At 68.3% G+C, this 15,344-nt stretch carries 15 protein-coding genes and 1 pseudogene; 12 read left to right on the top strand and 4 right to left on the bottom strand.

What is annotated here, in order from left to right:
• From ED92_RS32555 to ED92_RS32585, 8 genes and pseudogenes are all read left to right on the top strand, one after another.
• On the top strand, positions 1-1,012 hold a 1,012-nt coding region (locus ED92_RS32555; RefSeq protein WP_063777636.1), incomplete at its 5' end, for a trans-acting enoyl reductase family protein.
• A gap of 32 nt (positions 1,013-1,044) precedes the next feature.
• Positions 1,045-2,004, top strand: a complete 960-nt coding sequence (locus tag ED92_RS32560) for an NAD-dependent epimerase/dehydratase family protein (protein ID WP_052120990.1) — start codon at positions 1,045-1,047, stop codon at positions 2,002-2,004.
• 88 nt (positions 2,005-2,092) lie between these two features.
• Positions 2,093-2,494: an RIP homotypic interaction motif-containing protein gene (locus ED92_RS32565; RefSeq protein WP_037345033.1), complete on the top strand. Its 402-nt coding sequence runs from the start codon at positions 2,093-2,095 to the stop codon at positions 2,492-2,494.
• Positions 2,495-2,550: 56 nt separating this feature from the next.
• Positions 2,551-4,815, top strand: a complete 2,265-nt coding sequence (locus ED92_RS32570) for a tetratricopeptide repeat protein (RefSeq protein WP_152611074.1) — start codon at positions 2,551-2,553, stop codon at positions 4,813-4,815.
• A 278-nt stretch (positions 4,816-5,093) separates the two neighbouring features.
• On the top strand, positions 5,094-6,449 hold the full coding sequence (locus ED92_RS32575; RefSeq protein ID WP_235213414.1) for a NucA/NucB deoxyribonuclease domain-containing protein: 1,356 nt from the start codon (positions 5,094-5,096) through the stop codon (positions 6,447-6,449).
• 18 nt (positions 6,450-6,467) lie between these two features.
• Positions 6,468-7,031, top strand: coding sequence for a hypothetical protein (locus tag ED92_RS32580; protein ID WP_037345037.1), 564 nt, complete (start codon positions 6,468-6,470; stop codon positions 7,029-7,031).
• A 205-nt stretch (positions 7,032-7,236) separates the two neighbouring features.
• Positions 7,237-7,398: pseudogene (locus ED92_RS43460) on the top strand (transposase); the annotation flags it as partial.
• Between the two features lie 394 nt (positions 7,399-7,792).
• Entirely contained in the window at positions 7,793-8,392 is a 600-nt protein-coding gene (locus ED92_RS32585; protein WP_037345039.1) for a dihydrofolate reductase family protein, read from the top strand.
• Between the two features lie 6 nt (positions 8,393-8,398).
• Here the strand turns inward: ED92_RS32585 and ED92_RS32590 are convergent, their stop codons facing one another.
• The 3 genes from ED92_RS32590 to ED92_RS32600 are packed head-to-tail and all read right to left on the bottom strand — an operon-like array spanning position 8,399 to position 9,707.
• Positions 8,399-9,019, bottom strand: a complete 621-nt coding sequence (locus ED92_RS32590; protein ID WP_235213442.1) for a hypothetical protein — start codon at positions 9,017-9,019, stop codon at positions 8,399-8,401.
• A 37-nt stretch (positions 9,020-9,056) separates the two neighbouring features.
• Positions 9,057-9,281 (bottom strand): hypothetical protein, encoded by a 225-nt coding sequence (locus tag ED92_RS32595; protein ID WP_235213415.1) that lies wholly within the window; start codon positions 9,279-9,281, stop codon positions 9,057-9,059.
• A 39-nt stretch (positions 9,282-9,320) separates the two neighbouring features.
• The gene (locus ED92_RS32600) at positions 9,321-9,707 is read right to left on the bottom strand and encodes a Dabb family protein (protein ID WP_200882772.1); all 387 of its coding nucleotides are present in this window, start codon (positions 9,705-9,707) and stop codon (positions 9,321-9,323) included.
• A 114-nt stretch (positions 9,708-9,821) separates the two neighbouring features.
• Here ED92_RS32600 and ED92_RS32605 point away from each other — a divergent pair, with 114 nt between their 5' ends.
• On the top strand, positions 9,822-10,433 hold the full coding sequence (locus ED92_RS32605) for a TetR/AcrR family transcriptional regulator (RefSeq protein WP_037345049.1): 612 nt from the start codon (positions 9,822-9,824) through the stop codon (positions 10,431-10,433).
• A gap of 12 nt (positions 10,434-10,445) precedes the next feature.
• On the opposite strand, the gene ED92_RS32610 is transcribed toward ED92_RS32605, so the two are convergent.
• Positions 10,446-11,429 (bottom strand): Lrp/AsnC family transcriptional regulator, encoded by a 984-nt coding sequence (locus ED92_RS32610; protein WP_037345050.1) that lies wholly within the window; start codon positions 11,427-11,429, stop codon positions 10,446-10,448.
• A 160-nt stretch (positions 11,430-11,589) separates the two neighbouring features.
• On the opposite strand from ED92_RS32610, the gene ED92_RS32615 reads away from it, so the two are divergent.
• From ED92_RS32615 to ED92_RS32625, 3 genes are all read left to right on the top strand, one after another.
• The gene (locus ED92_RS32615) at positions 11,590-13,098 is read left to right on the top strand and encodes an AbgT family transporter (protein WP_037345051.1); all 1,509 of its coding nucleotides are present in this window, start codon (positions 11,590-11,592) and stop codon (positions 13,096-13,098) included.
• Between the two features lie 51 nt (positions 13,099-13,149).
• Positions 13,150-14,244 carry a M20 family metallopeptidase gene (locus tag ED92_RS32620; RefSeq protein ID WP_052120994.1) on the top strand — a complete coding sequence of 365 codons (1,095 nt, stop codon included), beginning with the start codon at positions 13,150-13,152 and terminating at the stop codon, positions 14,242-14,244.
• Between the two features lie 83 nt (positions 14,245-14,327).
• Entirely contained in the window at positions 14,328-15,278 is a 951-nt protein-coding gene (locus ED92_RS32625; protein ID WP_235213416.1) for a universal stress protein, read from the top strand.
• Positions 15,279-15,344 lie beyond the last annotated feature (66 nt).

A 15,344-nucleotide genomic window follows, 5' to 3' on the forward strand; every position in this document is an offset into this window, starting at 1 on the left:
GGGGGGGGGGGGGGGGGGGGAGGACATCGCGCTTCTCCACGCGGACTCCTCGGATCCTCTGTCACTGGCCCGCGTCGCGGAGTCCGCGCGGGTCGTGATCACCACGGTCGGCCCCTACCTGGAGTACGGCGCACCGCTCGTGGCCGCCTGTGCCGCGGCCGGCACGGACTACGTCGACCTCACCGGCGAGCCCGAGTTCGTCGACCGGATGTACGTCGAGCACCACGCGACGGCCGAGCGGACCGGCGCTCGTATCGTCCATGCGTGCGGCTTCGACTCGATCCCGCACGATCTCGGCGCGCTCTTCACCGTCCAGCAGCTGCCGTCCGGGGTGCCGGTGACCCTTCGGGGCGTGGTCCGCACGAACGCCACCATCTCCGGCGGCACGCTGCACTCCGGTCTCGGCCAGCTGTCGCGACCGCGCGCCATGCTGCTGGCCGCGGCCGGACGCCGCCGGCTCGAGCCGCGACCGCGGGGACGACAGGTTCGCGCCCGTGTCGGCCGCCCCCATCGCGACCGCGTGCTCGGGACCTGGCTGATCCCGCTGCCCACGATCGACCCCGACGTCGTCCGGCGGTCCGCGCTCGCTCGCCCGGACTACGGGCCCGACTTCACCTACTCCCACTACGCCGGGGTCCGACGCGCCACCACCGTCGCCGGCGCGGTCGCCGGCTTCGCCGCCGCCCTGGCAGCAGTGCAGATCCCGCCCCTGCGCCGCGCCATCGGCCGACGCATCCCGCAAGGCGAGGGGCCGTCGGCGGAGCGGCGCGACCGCACGTGGTTCACCGTCGACTTCGTCGGCGAGGGCGGCGGTGAGAGCGTGCACACCCAGGTCAGCGGCGGAGACCCCGGCTACACCGAGACAGCCAAGATGCTGGCCGAGTCGGCGCTGTGCCTGGCCTTCGACGACAACCCGCCCACCGCCGGCCAGGTCACCACCGCCGCCGCGATGGGCGAGAACCTGACGCGCCGGCTCCAGGACGCAGGCATCGGCTTCACCGTGATCACCTGAGCTGCCCCCCCGACACTTCAAAGGAGACCCGAATGCAGACCGTTCTCGGCGCCGGCGGACCGATCGCCGACGAGCTCGTGAACGAGCTCCACCGCAACCACACCACAGACATCCGGCTCGTCAGCCGCAAGCCGAAGCAGGTCAACGACACCGACGAGCTCGTGGCCGCGGACCTTACCGATGCCGCGGCCACCAGCCGTGCTGTCGCGGGCAGCGAAATCGCCTACCTCACCGTCGGGCTGCCCCTGGACTCGCAGCTGTGGGAGCGGCAGTTCCCCGTCATCATGCGCAACGTCATCGACGCCTGCGCCGAACACGGAACGAAGCTCGTCTTCTTCGACAACACCTACATGTATCCCGGAACGTCGGCGCCCCAGACCGAGTCCACGGCATTCGCGCCGGGCGGCCGCAAAGGACGTGTCCGCGGCGAACTCGCCACCATGCTGCTGGAGGCCATGCGAACGGGCCGGGTCCAGGGCCTCATCGGCCGCGCCCCCGAGTTCTACGGGCCCGGCCGGACCACGAGCTACACGAACTCGTTGGTGTTCGACCGGATCCGGGCGGGCAAGCGGCCGTTCGTCCCGGTCGACGCCCGCGCCAAGCGCTCCCTGATCTGGACTCCCGACGCGAGCCGGGCACTGGCCCTGCTCGGCAACACCCCGGACGCCTACGGCCAGACATGGCATCTGCCGGTCGACCCGAACCGGCGAACGTACGCCCAGCTCGTCGAGATCGCCGGCGAGGTCACCGGCCGCAAGATCGGCTACACGGTGCTGCCGATGTTCGCCTTCCGTCTCGGGCGCCGCTTCGTCAAGCCGCTCGACGAGATGTACGAGCTGCTCGCCCGCTACCGCGACGACAACATCTTCGACAGCTCGAAATTCGCGGCCCGTTTCCCGGACTTCCGGGTCACCACGTACCGGGAGGGCGTGGAGCGGATCCTCGCGCCGACGGCTTATGGGGATACGAGAGCACCCTGGCCTCCCTGCTGACCTCCGAAGTCCTGCCAGATCGCCGGTCTGGTCGAAGGGCGGTGGTGCGGGGCAGACTGGTCGTCTGGCTCGGGCGTAGGGAGGCGCGATGGTGGGGGATCTGGTGGATGTGGTGGCAGCCGCGCTGGTCGCGGGAGCGGCGGTCGGGGCCAAGGACACCGCCTCGCTCGCGGTCAAGGATGCTTACGGTGGCCTGGTCGGCGGGCTACGTCGGCGGCTGGGGAGGAAGGCGGCCGAGGAACTCGAAGAAGCGGCCCGCGACGATTCCGTACCCGACCGGGAACAGCGGATCCGGGCCGAGCTCGCTCGAGCACTGGACGGAGTGGACCTCGAACCCGATGACGAGTTGGTCGCCGCCGCGCGAGACCTGCTTGATCGACCCGGTTCGGCCGGCGGCAAGTTCGCCGTCGATGCCCGCGAGGCACAGGGCGTGCAGGTCGGCGACCACAACTCGATGACGCTGAACTTCGGCTCGCGATCGTCGCAGTGACCACGTCGGCCGACGAACCGAAGCCCACGGCGGTCGACGCCCGTTACGGGCAGGGTGTGCAGGTCGGCGACCACAACATGCTCTACCTCCAGGTTCAGGGCGCTGTCCCGGAAAGCGCCGCGGTGGTGACGGCGATTCACGCCGAGCCCGACGCCGAGGTGTTCGTGGGAAGGGCCCCGGATTTCGAGCGGCTGACCGGGCTTCTGGCGCCCACCGAACCCGGCGTCGCCCGCCCGGTGGCCGGCGTGGTGCAAGGTATGGGAGGGATCGGCAAGACCGCGCTGGTCCGACGGGTCGCCGCGGAGGCGGTGGCTTCGGGGTGGTTTCCCGGCGGTGCGGTTTTCGTGGATCTGCGCGGCTATGAACCCACTGTGGAGAACCGGATACGGCCCGGTCAGGTGTTCGCGTCGGCGTTGCGGGCGCTGGGCGTGCCGGCCGAGGGGATCCCGACCGACGTGGCGCAGCAGCCGACCGCTTATCACCGGCACCTCGATCTGCTGGCCGCTCGGGACCAGCGGGTGCTGGTGGTGCTGGACAACGCCGCGGATCCCGATCAAGTCCGCGATCTGCTGCCGACACCGTTCGCTGCCCGCGCTCACCGGGTGCTGATCACGTCGCGTGACACTCTGCCTCTGGCCGGCGCCGATCGAGTGGAGCTGGGTGTGCTGGCGCCCGATGAGGCAGCGGAGCTGCTGCGGGCCGTGCTGCACCAGCGGGCCCGGAGCCGCGGCCTGCCTGCTGATCCTCGGGTGGCCGATGCCGCCGCTGTGGCGGAGGTGCTGCGGTGGTGCGGGTGGCTGCCTCAAGCCGTGGCGATCGCCGCGGGCGTCTTGGCCGAGGAACCGGACTTCACCCTGGGGGAGCTCGCCACCGACCTGGCTGACACGCGAACCCGGTTGGACGTACTGGATGACGGTGTCGGCGGGATACACGCCGCGTTCGCGACGTCTTGGCACCGGCTGCGCACCCGAGATCCCGAGGCGGCCCGGTTGCTGTGCCTGCTGACGATCGCGCCCGGCCCGGACTCCGGTTCGGCGGCCGCGGCGGCGGTGCTGGGTGTGGACGAGGTGGTCGCGAGGGTGCGGTTGCGGGTGCTGACCCGCGCCCACCTGCTGTTGGGTGGCCCGCGGCGCTGGCAGTTCCACGACTTGCTGCGCCTCGCAGTCGCCCGGCACGCCGTGGCCGATCTCGGCATCAGCTCGGCGCAGCTCGCCGCCGCGACCGACCGGGTGCTCGACCACTACCTGGTGACGACGCGAGCCGCGCTGGACTGGATGGCGACGGTGCGCTCCCAGGCACCGCACCCTCACGGCGGGCCGTTCACCGGCTGGCAGGACGCACTGACCTGGCTGGACACGGAACAGGCGTGCCTGGTCGCCGCGGTGGCGACAGCCGAGGAGGCCGAACAACATCAGAAGGTGGTGGATCTGGCTTTCGCCCTGTCGAATCTCTGGTCCTGGCGGCGTCAGGTGGCCGACTGGGGCGCCGTCGCCCGGATCGCCGACCGATCGGCGCGCCGGTTGCGTGACCCGGTAGCGACGGTGCTGGCCATCGACAATCTGGCGGCCGCCCTGACCGAGGCCGGACGGTTCGAGGAGGCCCTCCACAATCTGAACACCGCGCTGCTGGCCGGCCGCGTACTCCTCGACGATCTGGCCATCGACGGCCGGATGATGGACGACATGGGCTTGGCGTTGCAGGGCGTGGGCGACGCCGGGAGAGCGGCAAGCTACCACCTCTATGCCGCTGACCTTTTCCAGGAACTCGGTGACCGCCGCAGCGAAGCCGCCGCGCGAAGCAACGCCGGTTCCGCGCTCCAGAAAAGGGGCGATCACATCCGCGCTCTCGACGAGCACACCGCGGCGGTGGCGATCTTCCACGAAATCGGCGACCGACCTCATGCGGCGATGGCGCGAGGCAACTTGGCGATCACCTTGTACGAGCTCCAGCAGCGTGGCGACGCGATCGATGTGTTCCTCGCTGCGGGAACTGCCTTCGAGGAAGTCGGCGACAGGCGCAGCGCGGCGCAGACGTGGCGCAACCTGGGTGTGGTGTTCCGCGAGGCGGGTTGGCTTGCCGACACCGTGCAGGCGTTCGTCGCCGCCGCCGTGACCTACGCGAAGATCGGTGACCGTCGCGCGGAAGTTCAGGTATGGCGCGAACTGGAACGCATCTTCACCGCCGCCGGCCGACCCGACGACGCCCGTGACGCCGCAGAACGGGCGGCCCCGGCCCCTGAGACCGCCGGCTGCGACGAGCCGGTTCAGGGTTTGCTCGGTTGGCGGCTCCGCCCGGATTTCGAAGACGAACCGACGCGGTAGCGCCAGGGCCCGACGCATCGAACGTCAGGTCCTGGGGCACGCGGAGCGAAATCCGGAATCGCGGACACGGGCGACTATCAAATCGTGTGGCGAATACCCCTTCACTCCGCGGAGGACGCAGGTTTCCAAAGAACAAGGACGCCCTGCGAATATGACGTTCGATACCGCAATCGGCCAAATGGCGGTTGCTTTCACTTCTGCGTCACGGAACCGTAGCCGCCGACGGTGAGAGATCGCCTCTCGCTGAAACTGGGTCAGCATTTCCAATCAGGTAATACGTGCCGAATCACGTTCACCGTGAATTCGATACACAGCCAGAGGGGAAATATATGCGATCGAAAGTGAGGAAACTTCTCGGCGCTTTGACGATGTCTGTCATCGCCGCGTTCGCAGTGCCCGCTCCGGTCACGGCGCAGGCGGACGCCATCGCGGACGAATATGCTGGGGGAACAGTCTCAGATCTGCTGCGCGCGGATGGCGCGGTCAGCACGCTCCGACCGGAAGCGCGGAACGGGACAGTCGAGGAGGCCCGGCGTTACGCCGCGAGGAACCACGACAATGTTGCGGACACGAACGCCGATGAGCTGAAGAACGTGGACGCACTGCAGGCCCAGCTCGCCACCGCGGCGGTAGAACCGCCGCCCGAGTGGCTGCTCAACGAATGCCTGAGCCGTCCTGGAGCGGACGGAATCGGTGGCCATGTCCTGTTCCGTGGTTACTGGTGTCAGAAGAACAAGGTCCATGGCGAGTACATCTACAACGGGAAGAAGGAAGGCGAGTTCACCGTCGAGTACCGGGCGCAGGCGGTGGCCAATCCCTTCACCCGCCAGGTCCATTACTGGTTCCATGGCGACGACTACGACACCAGCGGCAGCTTCTCCGGCTGGTCCACCCTGAGCCTCAAAGTCGAGTGCGTCGACTTGACTGTGGGCTGCTCCGCCGATCGAAAGTATGTGACGATGGACGTCGGTGACTGGGACGACGGGGAATGGGTCAACTGGAACCTCAGCTCCGACGAAGCCGCCGCGACCCAGCAACCCGAGAAGGTGCTCCGGAACCTTTTCGTCCTGCGAGGAAGCGCTCTCGATGACTTCAACCGGCCCGTGGAACTGGACTCCCTCACCAGACCGGGGTTCCGCTGCGACTCCGCGGACTATTTCGCCGGAGCCCCGAAGGCCTGCGTGTTCACCGACGTGATCCCTCGTCTCAACTACGAATACGGCCAGGGCTACAACGAGGTCGTCGACCACATCAAACTGGCACACCTCAACCCCGGGGCCACGCATCCGCCCAGGCCGGGGAAACTGATTCCCGGCCACTGGGGCGGCATCCCGAACTCGGCAGGGCTGAACAGGGTTCCCTACGGTCTCGACACTTGGACGAAGAACCGCAACGCCAAGGACGCGGCCTGTAGAACGCTGCCACCGAAACAACCTGGGCAGGAATGCGACGAGTACCCGTTCGCGACCACTGTGCAGGGCGACGGGAACTTCTCCGTCAAATACGTCAACGGAGGCCAGAACGGGCTCGCGGGCAACGCTCTGCAAACCTACCTGCGCTGGGACCGGATCCTCTACGACGAGGACCCCGTCGCCGACGGAACCCTCGATGAGTACTGGGTGAAGGCCGGCTAACCGCTACAGTTACCGGCCATGGCGACACTCCTGACCCAGCCAGTCCACGGCCTGGTCGGTATCGACTACAAACACTTCACCATCCAATCGCGGGGGCTCACCGAGCCGCCGCGATTCCCCTTCGACCAGCCGCACAACCTGACATTGCCGATACGAGACGCCCTCGCGATCTTCGTCGCCGGCGACTACACCGCCTACGCCCTGGTCCACCTCGAAGCCTGGGACAGCGAACCCACAGCCGGTGCCCCGGCCCACAGCGACACCGAAACACAGACCGTCAGATTCACCGCCGCGGACATCTCCGCCCAGGGCGCCATGGCCACAGCGCCCGACACCGGCGCACTCCGGCTCTCCGCTCCCGGCCCGCACCACGTCCGCGTCCACCGCTGGGGTGTCGAAGACGTGAACAGCGTTTTCGACGCCGACCCGAACGCGATCATCCACCGCAGCGAACGCTTCATCGTGCAGTTCTGGCCGGCCGACGACCGCAATACCGTGCGGCACCACGAACCACCCGCTCTCAGCCACGACCAGCAACTGCATACCGCGATACGTACCTGGGCAACCGGGCACCAGTCCTGAACCGAGCCAAGTTCCGCACTCCCCATCACCCCGATCTCGAACAAGAGACGGAACTGTAAAACGAGCGGTGGAGAACGCCGAGGATTCGAAGTCCGAGACCGGCTTGGATGCGCTGGATGAGCAGCTCGTCGAGCAGCTGCTGAGCCGTGCCAAGGCCGGGGCTGAAGCTGATCGGTGATCCATGTCGCGTTGACGGGTGACCTGCGAGGGCGCCAAATACCGGTTGCATGTGCTCACCGAGCTGAACAACCGGTGCGCGGCCGACGTGCTCATGGCCGTCTGCGACGGCCTGATCGGCCTGCCCGACGCGATCACCACCGTCTGGCCGCAGACGATCACCCAGACCTGCGTGGTTCACCTGCTGCGCACTGACTGTCGTGCGAGTCGTGGCTGCTGCGGAAGAGACCGGGTTTCTGGCGTTGCGCGACTCCCAGCAGGAAGGAACGCCGGTATGGCCTTACCTTCGCGAGTTCGCGCTGATCGCGCGATCCCGGTCGCACTTGTACCTGAATCCATTGCGTGTAGCCGGCTTCCGGAGAAGACCGCGGTTCAAGGCGCAGCTCGCTCCGGTTGCCGACCACGATCACGAGGTGGTCTTCCGGCCGCCTGCTGCACGTGATGTATTCGCGGACGTCCGACCGGTACGCGGCGAAAGACCGATCGCGTGGTCGCGGTGTTGTCGAGCACGGGAGAAGTGGACAACGACCGGTGACGCTGCCAGGGTCGCAAGTCTCGATTCCTCGTGCTGGAAGGGATTTCTCATGCCAAAAGTGGCGACTCAGGCGTCCGTCTCGCTGGACGGTTTCATCGCCGGTCCGGAGAACGGGGGGTTCGAGTACCTTTTCGCGTGGTGCCGTGCCGGCGATGTCGAGGTGCCCACCGCGTCGGGCCGGTCGTACCTGGTCTCCGAGGCGTCCGCCGACTATGTCCGCGACATGATCGAGGGCTACGGGGCTCTGGTGGTCGGGCGAAACCAGTTCGACGGCATGGACGGCTGGGGCGGACAGCACCCCATGCGCGTGCAGGTCTTCGTGGTCACTCATTCGGTGCCTGAAGGCTGGGCTCCCGAAAGCGCCGAGTTCGTCTTCGTGACCGAGGGCGGCGTCAAGGCCGCCATCGAGCAGGCCAAGGCGGTCGCCGGGGACAAGAACGTCGGCGTGGGCCCGGGCGTCGTAGCCCGCGAAGCGCTGGAAGAGGGGTTGCTCGACGAGATCCGCATCGACCTCGTGCCGTTCATGCTCGGCGACGGAGTCCGTTTCGTGGACACACTCGGCACCGCTCCCCGGAAATTCGGCGAGCCCCGGGTCATCCAGGGCAAGAAGGTCACGCACCTCGTCTATCCCGTGGAGCCCGGCGAATAGTGCCGATCACCAGCTGCCGACTCGGAGGTCCAGTGCGCGGGCGAGGGCGGCGATGACCGGGCCGTCGTGGCGGGGCAGGTTACTCTCGGCCCAATCTGTTGCCAGCGCCAGGAAACCGGTGAGGTCGTGCTCGGCTCCGGCGAGGAGATGCCGGAGATCGGCGGCAGGCAACTCGATCGTCGGGCTGTCGTTTCGCTCGGCGTCGACGGTCAGCCGCACGGCATCACCGTGGCGTTCGGCGAGGGGATCGGGATCGTGCCCGAAGCCGACCTGGCCGCTGCCCTCGACGACTTGGTGCCATTCGCGCCAGTCCTCCAGACCGTTGCAACAGCCCGGCATGAACTTCACGCCTGTGGAGCTGTCCGTCACCTTAAACCCGCCGGCCGCGAAGAGGGTGTCAAGCGTGAGCAGGCCGTGCAGGAACGACCCCAGCGGGTCGGTGGGACGCGGGGGGCGGACGCCGTCCTCAGGGTCGATGTCGTTGCAGGCGGCGATGTTCATCACCGCTGTTCCGACCTCGAGAGACGCGAGTTCGCCGTTGAGCGGCATGTACCCGAACGATTCGGTCTCGGCGACAGGCCAGAGAGCGAAGCCGTCCGTCGCGCGGACCTCCAGAACGGGCTGCATCGTGATCACCCGGGGAGTATCTCGCATTTCTTCCGGACTACGCGTCGTCGTCCGGACGGTCTTCGAGAATCCGATCGTCCTGGTGCGCGCCGTAGAACCGGGCCTGTCGCGACATGATCTCGCGCATCGTGGTCCCTCTCGGGACGCCGTACACGACCTCCGGGAATTCCAAGGTGCGTTGTAGTTCCCAGAGCTCGTCGTGCCGGTCCGGCGAGAACAGCGTGGCCGGGTCCCCGGCGGCGATCCAGCCGATGGGGAGCACCGCGCCGGGGAACAGCGACGCGCCGGTCGCGGCCGCGGGTCAGCCGAACCGGACTTCGGGGATCGCCGCCATCAGCCGTTCCCACTCGGGGTATTCGGCGAGTTTTCCTTGGTAGACGGAGGTGATCTTCGCGGCCAGCTCCGGATCGGGGTCGTCGGAAACGGCGAGTCCGACGTGCAGTTTGGCGTAGTGCGGGAGGATCTCCGGGTCGCCGGCCAGATGGACGGGGTCGTACATGTACCGCTCGAACGCGCCGAGATCGGCGAGGCCGAAGGAATAGCCGTGGGTGTAGCCCTCGGCCGCATCGCCGAGAAGCCTGCCGACCGTGGAAAACGCCACCGACTCCACCGCCGCGGTCCGGCGGATCAATTCCAAGGCGCGGGCCTTCTGCTCCTCGGTGCTGTCTTCGTGGAACGCGAAGCGCATGAACTGGACGATCAAGACTGCCTCCCGTAGATTGAACCGGCGAGTTCAAAGTAGTGAACGGGCGGGTTCATGCGCAATGCCGGACGCCGAAAGTCCGGTGGATAGGATCGTGTCGTGACGAAGGCGAGGGTCGACAAGCGCCAAACGATCTTGGACGCGGCCTTCACGGTCTTCGCGCGCCACGGGTACGCCCGGGCATCCGTCCAGGAGATCGCGGACGAGGCGAAGGCCGCGAAACCCACTGTCTACAACCATTTCGGCGACAAGGAAGCGTTGTTCCGCGGTGCCATGGCGGCGACGGCCGACAGCGTCGCCGCCGACACGCTCGACGCCATCGAGCCGCTCCGCGAGGCGGGGGCCGATGTTCGCGCGACACTGCGGACCGCGGCTTCCCGGCTGCTGCGCATCTGCTCCGGCGAGCGTTCGCGCGCGCTCCGGTCGCTGGCTTACGCCGAGCTCGCCGCGTTCCCCGAGCTGGCGGTCACCATGCAGGACCGCACGTCGGTGCACCTGACGGAGGCCTTGGCCGACCGGTTCGCCCGCCTCGCCCTTTCCGGCGCTCTTCGCTCCTGCGATCCGGCCAGGGCCGCCGAGCAGTTCCTCGCTCTGCTGATCGGGCCGCTGGAGTCCCGCTCGCGGCTGGGCACTCGCGCTGTCCCGGCGGCCGAACTCGAAGGTATCGCGGAGTCGGCGGTCGATACCTTCGAGCGCGCGTACGGCCCGTAGTGCCGGTGAGTCTCAGGGGCGGTCCGGGGCGAATCTGCCGTCCTCCCGGTACAGCCAGTACCGGCGCAGCATGCGCAACACCACGGAGACCTGCAGTGCGGTGATGCCGGGCAGGGGAGCGAGGTCCCTGGTAAGGAAGTCGGCCATCTCGTCCTCGTTGCGGAACACGCCCTGGTGGATGACCGAAGCGGTGCCGGCGACGATCGACACGTACCGCGCCGACGGATGCCGCGCCAGTTCCCCGGCCACGGCCTGGATGGCGCCCGGGGTGATGGTCAGCGCGATGACCGCCTCCAGTTCGTAGCCGAGCTGCGCGGGTTCCACCTCGACACGGGGCCGGACGATGCCGCGCCGCAACGTCGACTGGATCAGCCGGTAGGCGGTGGACTGGCTGAGGCCGAGGCTCCGGCCCGCTTCGGCCGCGGTGATCCGGCCGTTCCCGGCCAGCAGCCCGATGAGCCGCCGCTCGTCCGGGCCCACGTCGTCGGCGTCGAAACCGTCCGGGACGACCTGTTCGCGGGACAGGATCTTCTGCTGGTCTTCGCTCAGCCGGTGCAGGCGCCAGGAGTCGGCCCTGGTCAGCGCCCGCAGCACCAGCTCCGAATGGGTTCCCGCCACACCCGGCACGCCGGGGATGCGCTCGGCGAGCAGTTCGCGCGCCTCGGCCCGGTCCGGTACGTGCACGGCCAGGTAGACATCCGACCGGCCCGCCGTCTCCGCCGCCAGCTGGACCTCGGGAAACCGGGCGAGCGCCTGCGCCGCCGAACCGGACGCGCCGGGTTCGGTGGTGACCCAGACGTGGCGCGGGTTCCCGCGAGCCCTCGCCGTCCACTCGACCTGACCGATCACGCGGAGGATCCGCTGTTCCTCGAGGCGCACCAGCCGCCGTCCCACCGTGCTGGCGGAGACGTCGAGCGCTTCGGCGAGCGTGGCGACCGACGCGCGCGGGGCGATCTGCAGCGCCGCGATCAGGTCGAGGTCGGGTTCGGTCAGCACTTGGTGAATGTATCAGTCATCGCAGCGTCACACCTGACTGATCCGTGCAGAATTCGATTCAAGGTTGCACTATTCAGTCGTTTGAGTTTGTAATGGGCCTCCGATCAGGAAAGGAGCCGCGCCGGTGAGTTCCAGCCAGGCCAGAACGACCTCACGTCCGATGAACCTCCTGCTGCGCGCGCTCGACGGCGTCGAGCGGCTCGGCAACAAGCTGCCGCATCCGTTCTGGCTCTTCGTCATCCTGAGCGGAGTGCTGGCACTGGCCAGCTGGGCGCTCAGCGCGGCCGGCGTGTCGGCGGTGAACCCGGCGACGGGCAAGACGGTCGAGGCGAAGAACCTGTTGTCCGCCGACGGTGTGCGGATGATGGTGACCGACGCGGTCAAGAGCTACACGTCGTTCCCGCCGCTGGGCACGATCCTCGTGGTGATGCTCGGCGTGGCGGTCGCCGAGCGGTCCGGCCTCCTCGCGGCCGTGCTCCGGTCCGGTGTTTCGAAGGTCTCACCGCGGTGGGTGACCTTCGCGCTGGCGTTCACCGGAATGGTGTCCCACGTCGCGTCCGACGCGGCCTATGTGGTGCTGATCCCGTTGGGAGCCTTGGCTTTCCGCGCGGTGGGGCGGAGCCCGATCCTGGGTATCGTGGTCGCGTTCGTGTCCATCTCCGCCGGGTACGACGCGAGCCCGCTGATCACGCCGACCGACGCCATCCTGTCCGGGCTGACCACGGCGGCGGCGCAGACGATCGATCCGGCCTACTCGGTCACCCCGCTGGCCAACTACTTCTTCTCGCTCGCCTCGTCGGTCGTGCTGGCCGCCGTGATCACGCTCGTGACCGAGAAGGTCCTCGCGCGGCGCGCCGAAGCGATGCCCGTCGACGACGACGCGGAGGAGGACGACCTCGGCTCGCTCAAGCTCAGCCGCGAGGAACGACGGGGCCTGCTCGCCGCGCTCATCGCGCTGGCCGTCTTCGTAGTCGCTCTGGTGCTGGCGGTGCTGCCCGCGTCGTCGCCCTTGCGCGGCAAGGGCGGAAGCATCATCGAGTCGCCGTTGCTGACGTCCATCTCGATCTTCCTTGCGCTCGGCTTCCTGGCCGCGGGCTGGGCGTACGGCAAGGTCGCCGGGACGGTGACCAGCAGTCGCGACATCCCCGGGTTCATGGCGCACGGATTCCGTGAGATGGCGCCGATCCTGGTGCTGTTCTTCGCCATCTCCCAGTTCCTGGCCTATTTCAAATGGACCGGCATCGGGGAGATCACCGCGATCAACGGCGCCGGCCTGCTCAAAACCGCCGGCGTCTCCGGACCGGTCGTCATGCTGGGCATCCTCGTCGTGGTGACGCTGGTCAACCTGATCGTCACCAGCGGCTCCGCCCAGTGGGCGCTGATCGGCCCGGTGTTCGTGCCGATGCTGATGTTGCTGGACATCCCGCCGGAGACCACGCAGGCGCTGTACCGCATCGCGGACTCGTGCACGAACGCGATCACCCCGATGAGCCCGTATTTCGTGATGGCGCTGGGTTTCCTGCAGCGTTACCGGCGTTCGGCGGGGATCGGCACGCTGTTCTCGATGACGGTCCCGCTCTCGTTCGCCCTGCTGGTGGTGTGGACGTTGCTGTTCTTCGTGTTCTGGGTGTTCGGCATCCCGCTCGGCCCCGGCGCCCCCGTTCGCTAGGAAGGGATTCTCTTGTCACACACGGATTGGTCCCGGCAGGCACTGCCCGCCATGCTCGACGATCTCCGGCGCGTCGTCGAACTGGAGACGCACAGCTACGACAAACCGATGCTGGACACAGGCCTCGACACCATCCGGGCGTGGGTCTTCGACCGTCTCGGCTCACCCGACACCGAGGCCCGCCACACCGACACGGTCCGCGGCGACGTGCTCGAACTGGGCTACGCGGGGACGGCGCCGGGCACGGTACTGCTGCTGAGTCACTACGACACCGTCTGGCCGACGGGCACGCTCGCCGGATGGCCGTACACCGACGAGGACGGCCGCGTCACCGGGCCGGGCGCGTTCGACATGAAACTCGGCCTGGTGCAATCGGTCTGGGCTCTGCGAGGGCTCCGCGAACTCGGCCTTCCTCATCCGTCGGTCAAGTTCCTCTTCAACGGCGACGAGGAGATCGGCAGCCCCCACTCGCGGCCGTACATCGAAGCGGCCAGTGAGGGCGCGCTGGCCACCCTCGTCTTCGAGGCGTCGTTGGACGGCAAGCTGAAGACTGCGCGCAAGGGGGTCGGCCTGTTCGACGTGACCGCCACCGGCGTCGAAGCGCACGCGGGCCTGGACCCGTACGCGGGAGCGAGCGCGATCCACGCCCTCGCTGAGATCGTCGGACAGCTGGCGTCCGCGGGCTCGCGCGAACTCGGGACCACCGTCAACGTCGGCACGATTTCCGGTGGTACCGGTCGTAACGTCACCGCGGGCGGCGCCGGCTGCGGCGTCGACGTCCGGGTCGCCGAACCGTCCGAGATGGACCGGATCGACAAGGTGTTCGCCGGTCTGGAAGCCGCCGATCCCCGCGTGGGCATCTCGGTCGAAGGGGAGTGGAACCGGCCGCCGATGACCCCGAACGACCCGTCGCGGGCGCTGTTCGCGACCGCGCGGAAGGTGGCCGCCGAAGCGGGCTGGGAGCTGGAGGAGACCGCGGTGGGAGGGGCGAGCGACGGCAACTTCGTGTCGGCGCTGGGCCGCCCGGTGCTCGACGGTCTCGGTGCTGTCGGCGGCGGTGCCCACGCACGCGACGAGCACATCCTCGTGAAGCACATCCCGGAACGGACGGCGCTGGTGATCGGGCTGATCGCGGCACTCGTCTGACGAGCGGGGCGATTCGACGTTTCGACGACCGCCGGACGTGGTAGCCCATCTGGTGTCAATGCCCGCGGTTGGGGAGTGACGCCATGTCGTCCACGGAATCCACAATGGACAAGGGAGCCGTCGTCGCAGGTTATGACGGCTCCGAAGAAGCGCGGAAGGCCGTGCGCTGGGCCGCGGGGGAGGCAGCCGCCCGCGGTCGCGGGTTGGTCGTCGCCCACGTCGTCGGATTCCCGCCCGTGCCCGAAGCCGTTCCCGGTGGCGGGGCTTGGCCGCGGCCTGGATTCCTCGAAGCAGGGCAGGAAACAGCGCAGCGGCACGCCGAGGCCATGCTCGGCGACATCGCGCAGGAATGTCGCCGGGCATGGCCGGAGCTGACCGTTTCGACGCGGTTGCTGTCCGGCCGCGCGCCCGACGAGCTCGCCCACGCCGCGGAGAACGCGGATCTGCTGGTCATCGGTTCGTCGGGGCTCACCGCGCTGCCCAGGCTCCTGGTCGGCTCGACGGCCAACGAACTCCTGCACGTCTACCACCGGCCCATCGTGGTCGTGCGCACCGGCGAGGAACCGTCGTCGGACGGTGACGGGAAGGTCGTGGTGGGCGTCGACGGATCCGAGACCAGCAGGGAAGCCATCGGATTCGCCTACGACTTCGCCGCCCGGCACGGCCGCGCGCTGGTGGCCTTGCACGTGTGGTCCGATCTGCCGCTCGAAGCGATGGCGGTGACGCCCACCGAGCACGACAGGGAGCTCATCGAGGAACGGGGAAAGCCCCTGCTCGACGAAGCGCTGGCCGGATATCGCGAACGGTATCCGGAGGTTCCCGTCCAGCGCGTGATCGCGGTCGACCGGCCCGCCCACGCGCTGGCGGAGCAAGCCGAGGGTGCCGCGCTGCTCGTCGTCGGCAGTCACGGACGCGGGCCGTTACGCCGCGCTCTTCTGGGCTCGGTCAGTCGCGCCATGGTGCACCACGCGCCTTGTCCGGTCGCCGTGGTCCGTCACCACAAGGAGCGCCACTACCCGAAGTCTCGCGGTTGAATCCCGCAGGACCGGGTGAACGGCCAAATCCACGCTTCCCGGTGGCAAGGCCCGCGTTACGCTGCC

Origin of the sequence: Amycolatopsis sp. MJM2582 (assembly GCF_000754115.1) — a bacterium.
Lineage (GTDB): Bacteria > Actinomycetota > Actinomycetes > Mycobacteriales > Pseudonocardiaceae > Amycolatopsis > Amycolatopsis japonica.

What these genes read in the sequence shown, in the direction of transcription:
- ED92_RS32600 (WP_200882772.1), bottom strand. Translation starts at nt 9,707, where the DNA reads ATGCGCTTCGCGTTCCACGAAGACAGCACCGAGGAGCAGAAGGCCCGC.
- ED92_RS32615 (WP_037345051.1), top strand. Translation starts at nt 11,590, where the DNA reads ATGAACCTCCTGCTGCGCGCGCTCGACGGCGTCGAGCGGCTCGGCAAC.
- ED92_RS32585 (WP_037345039.1), top strand. Translation starts at nt 7,793, where the DNA reads ATGCCAAAAGTGGCGACTCAGGCGTCCGTCTCGCTGGACGGTTTCATC.
- ED92_RS32590 (WP_235213442.1), bottom strand. Translation starts at nt 9,019, where the DNA reads ATGCAGCCCGTTCTGGAGGTCCGCGCGACGGACGGCTTCGCTCTCTGG.
- ED92_RS32580 (WP_037345037.1), top strand. Translation starts at nt 6,468, where the DNA reads ATGGCGACACTCCTGACCCAGCCAGTCCACGGCCTGGTCGGTATCGAC.
- ED92_RS32620 (WP_052120994.1), top strand. Translation starts at nt 13,150, where the DNA reads ATGCTCGACGATCTCCGGCGCGTCGTCGAACTGGAGACGCACAGCTAC.
- ED92_RS32565 (WP_037345033.1), top strand. Translation starts at nt 2,093, where the DNA reads ATGGTGGGGGATCTGGTGGATGTGGTGGCAGCCGCGCTGGTCGCGGGA.
- ED92_RS32625 (WP_235213416.1), top strand. Translation starts at nt 14,328, where the DNA reads ATGTCGTCCACGGAATCCACAATGGACAAGGGAGCCGTCGTCGCAGGT.
- ED92_RS32560 (WP_052120990.1), top strand. Translation starts at nt 1,045, where the DNA reads ATGCAGACCGTTCTCGGCGCCGGCGGACCGATCGCCGACGAGCTCGTG.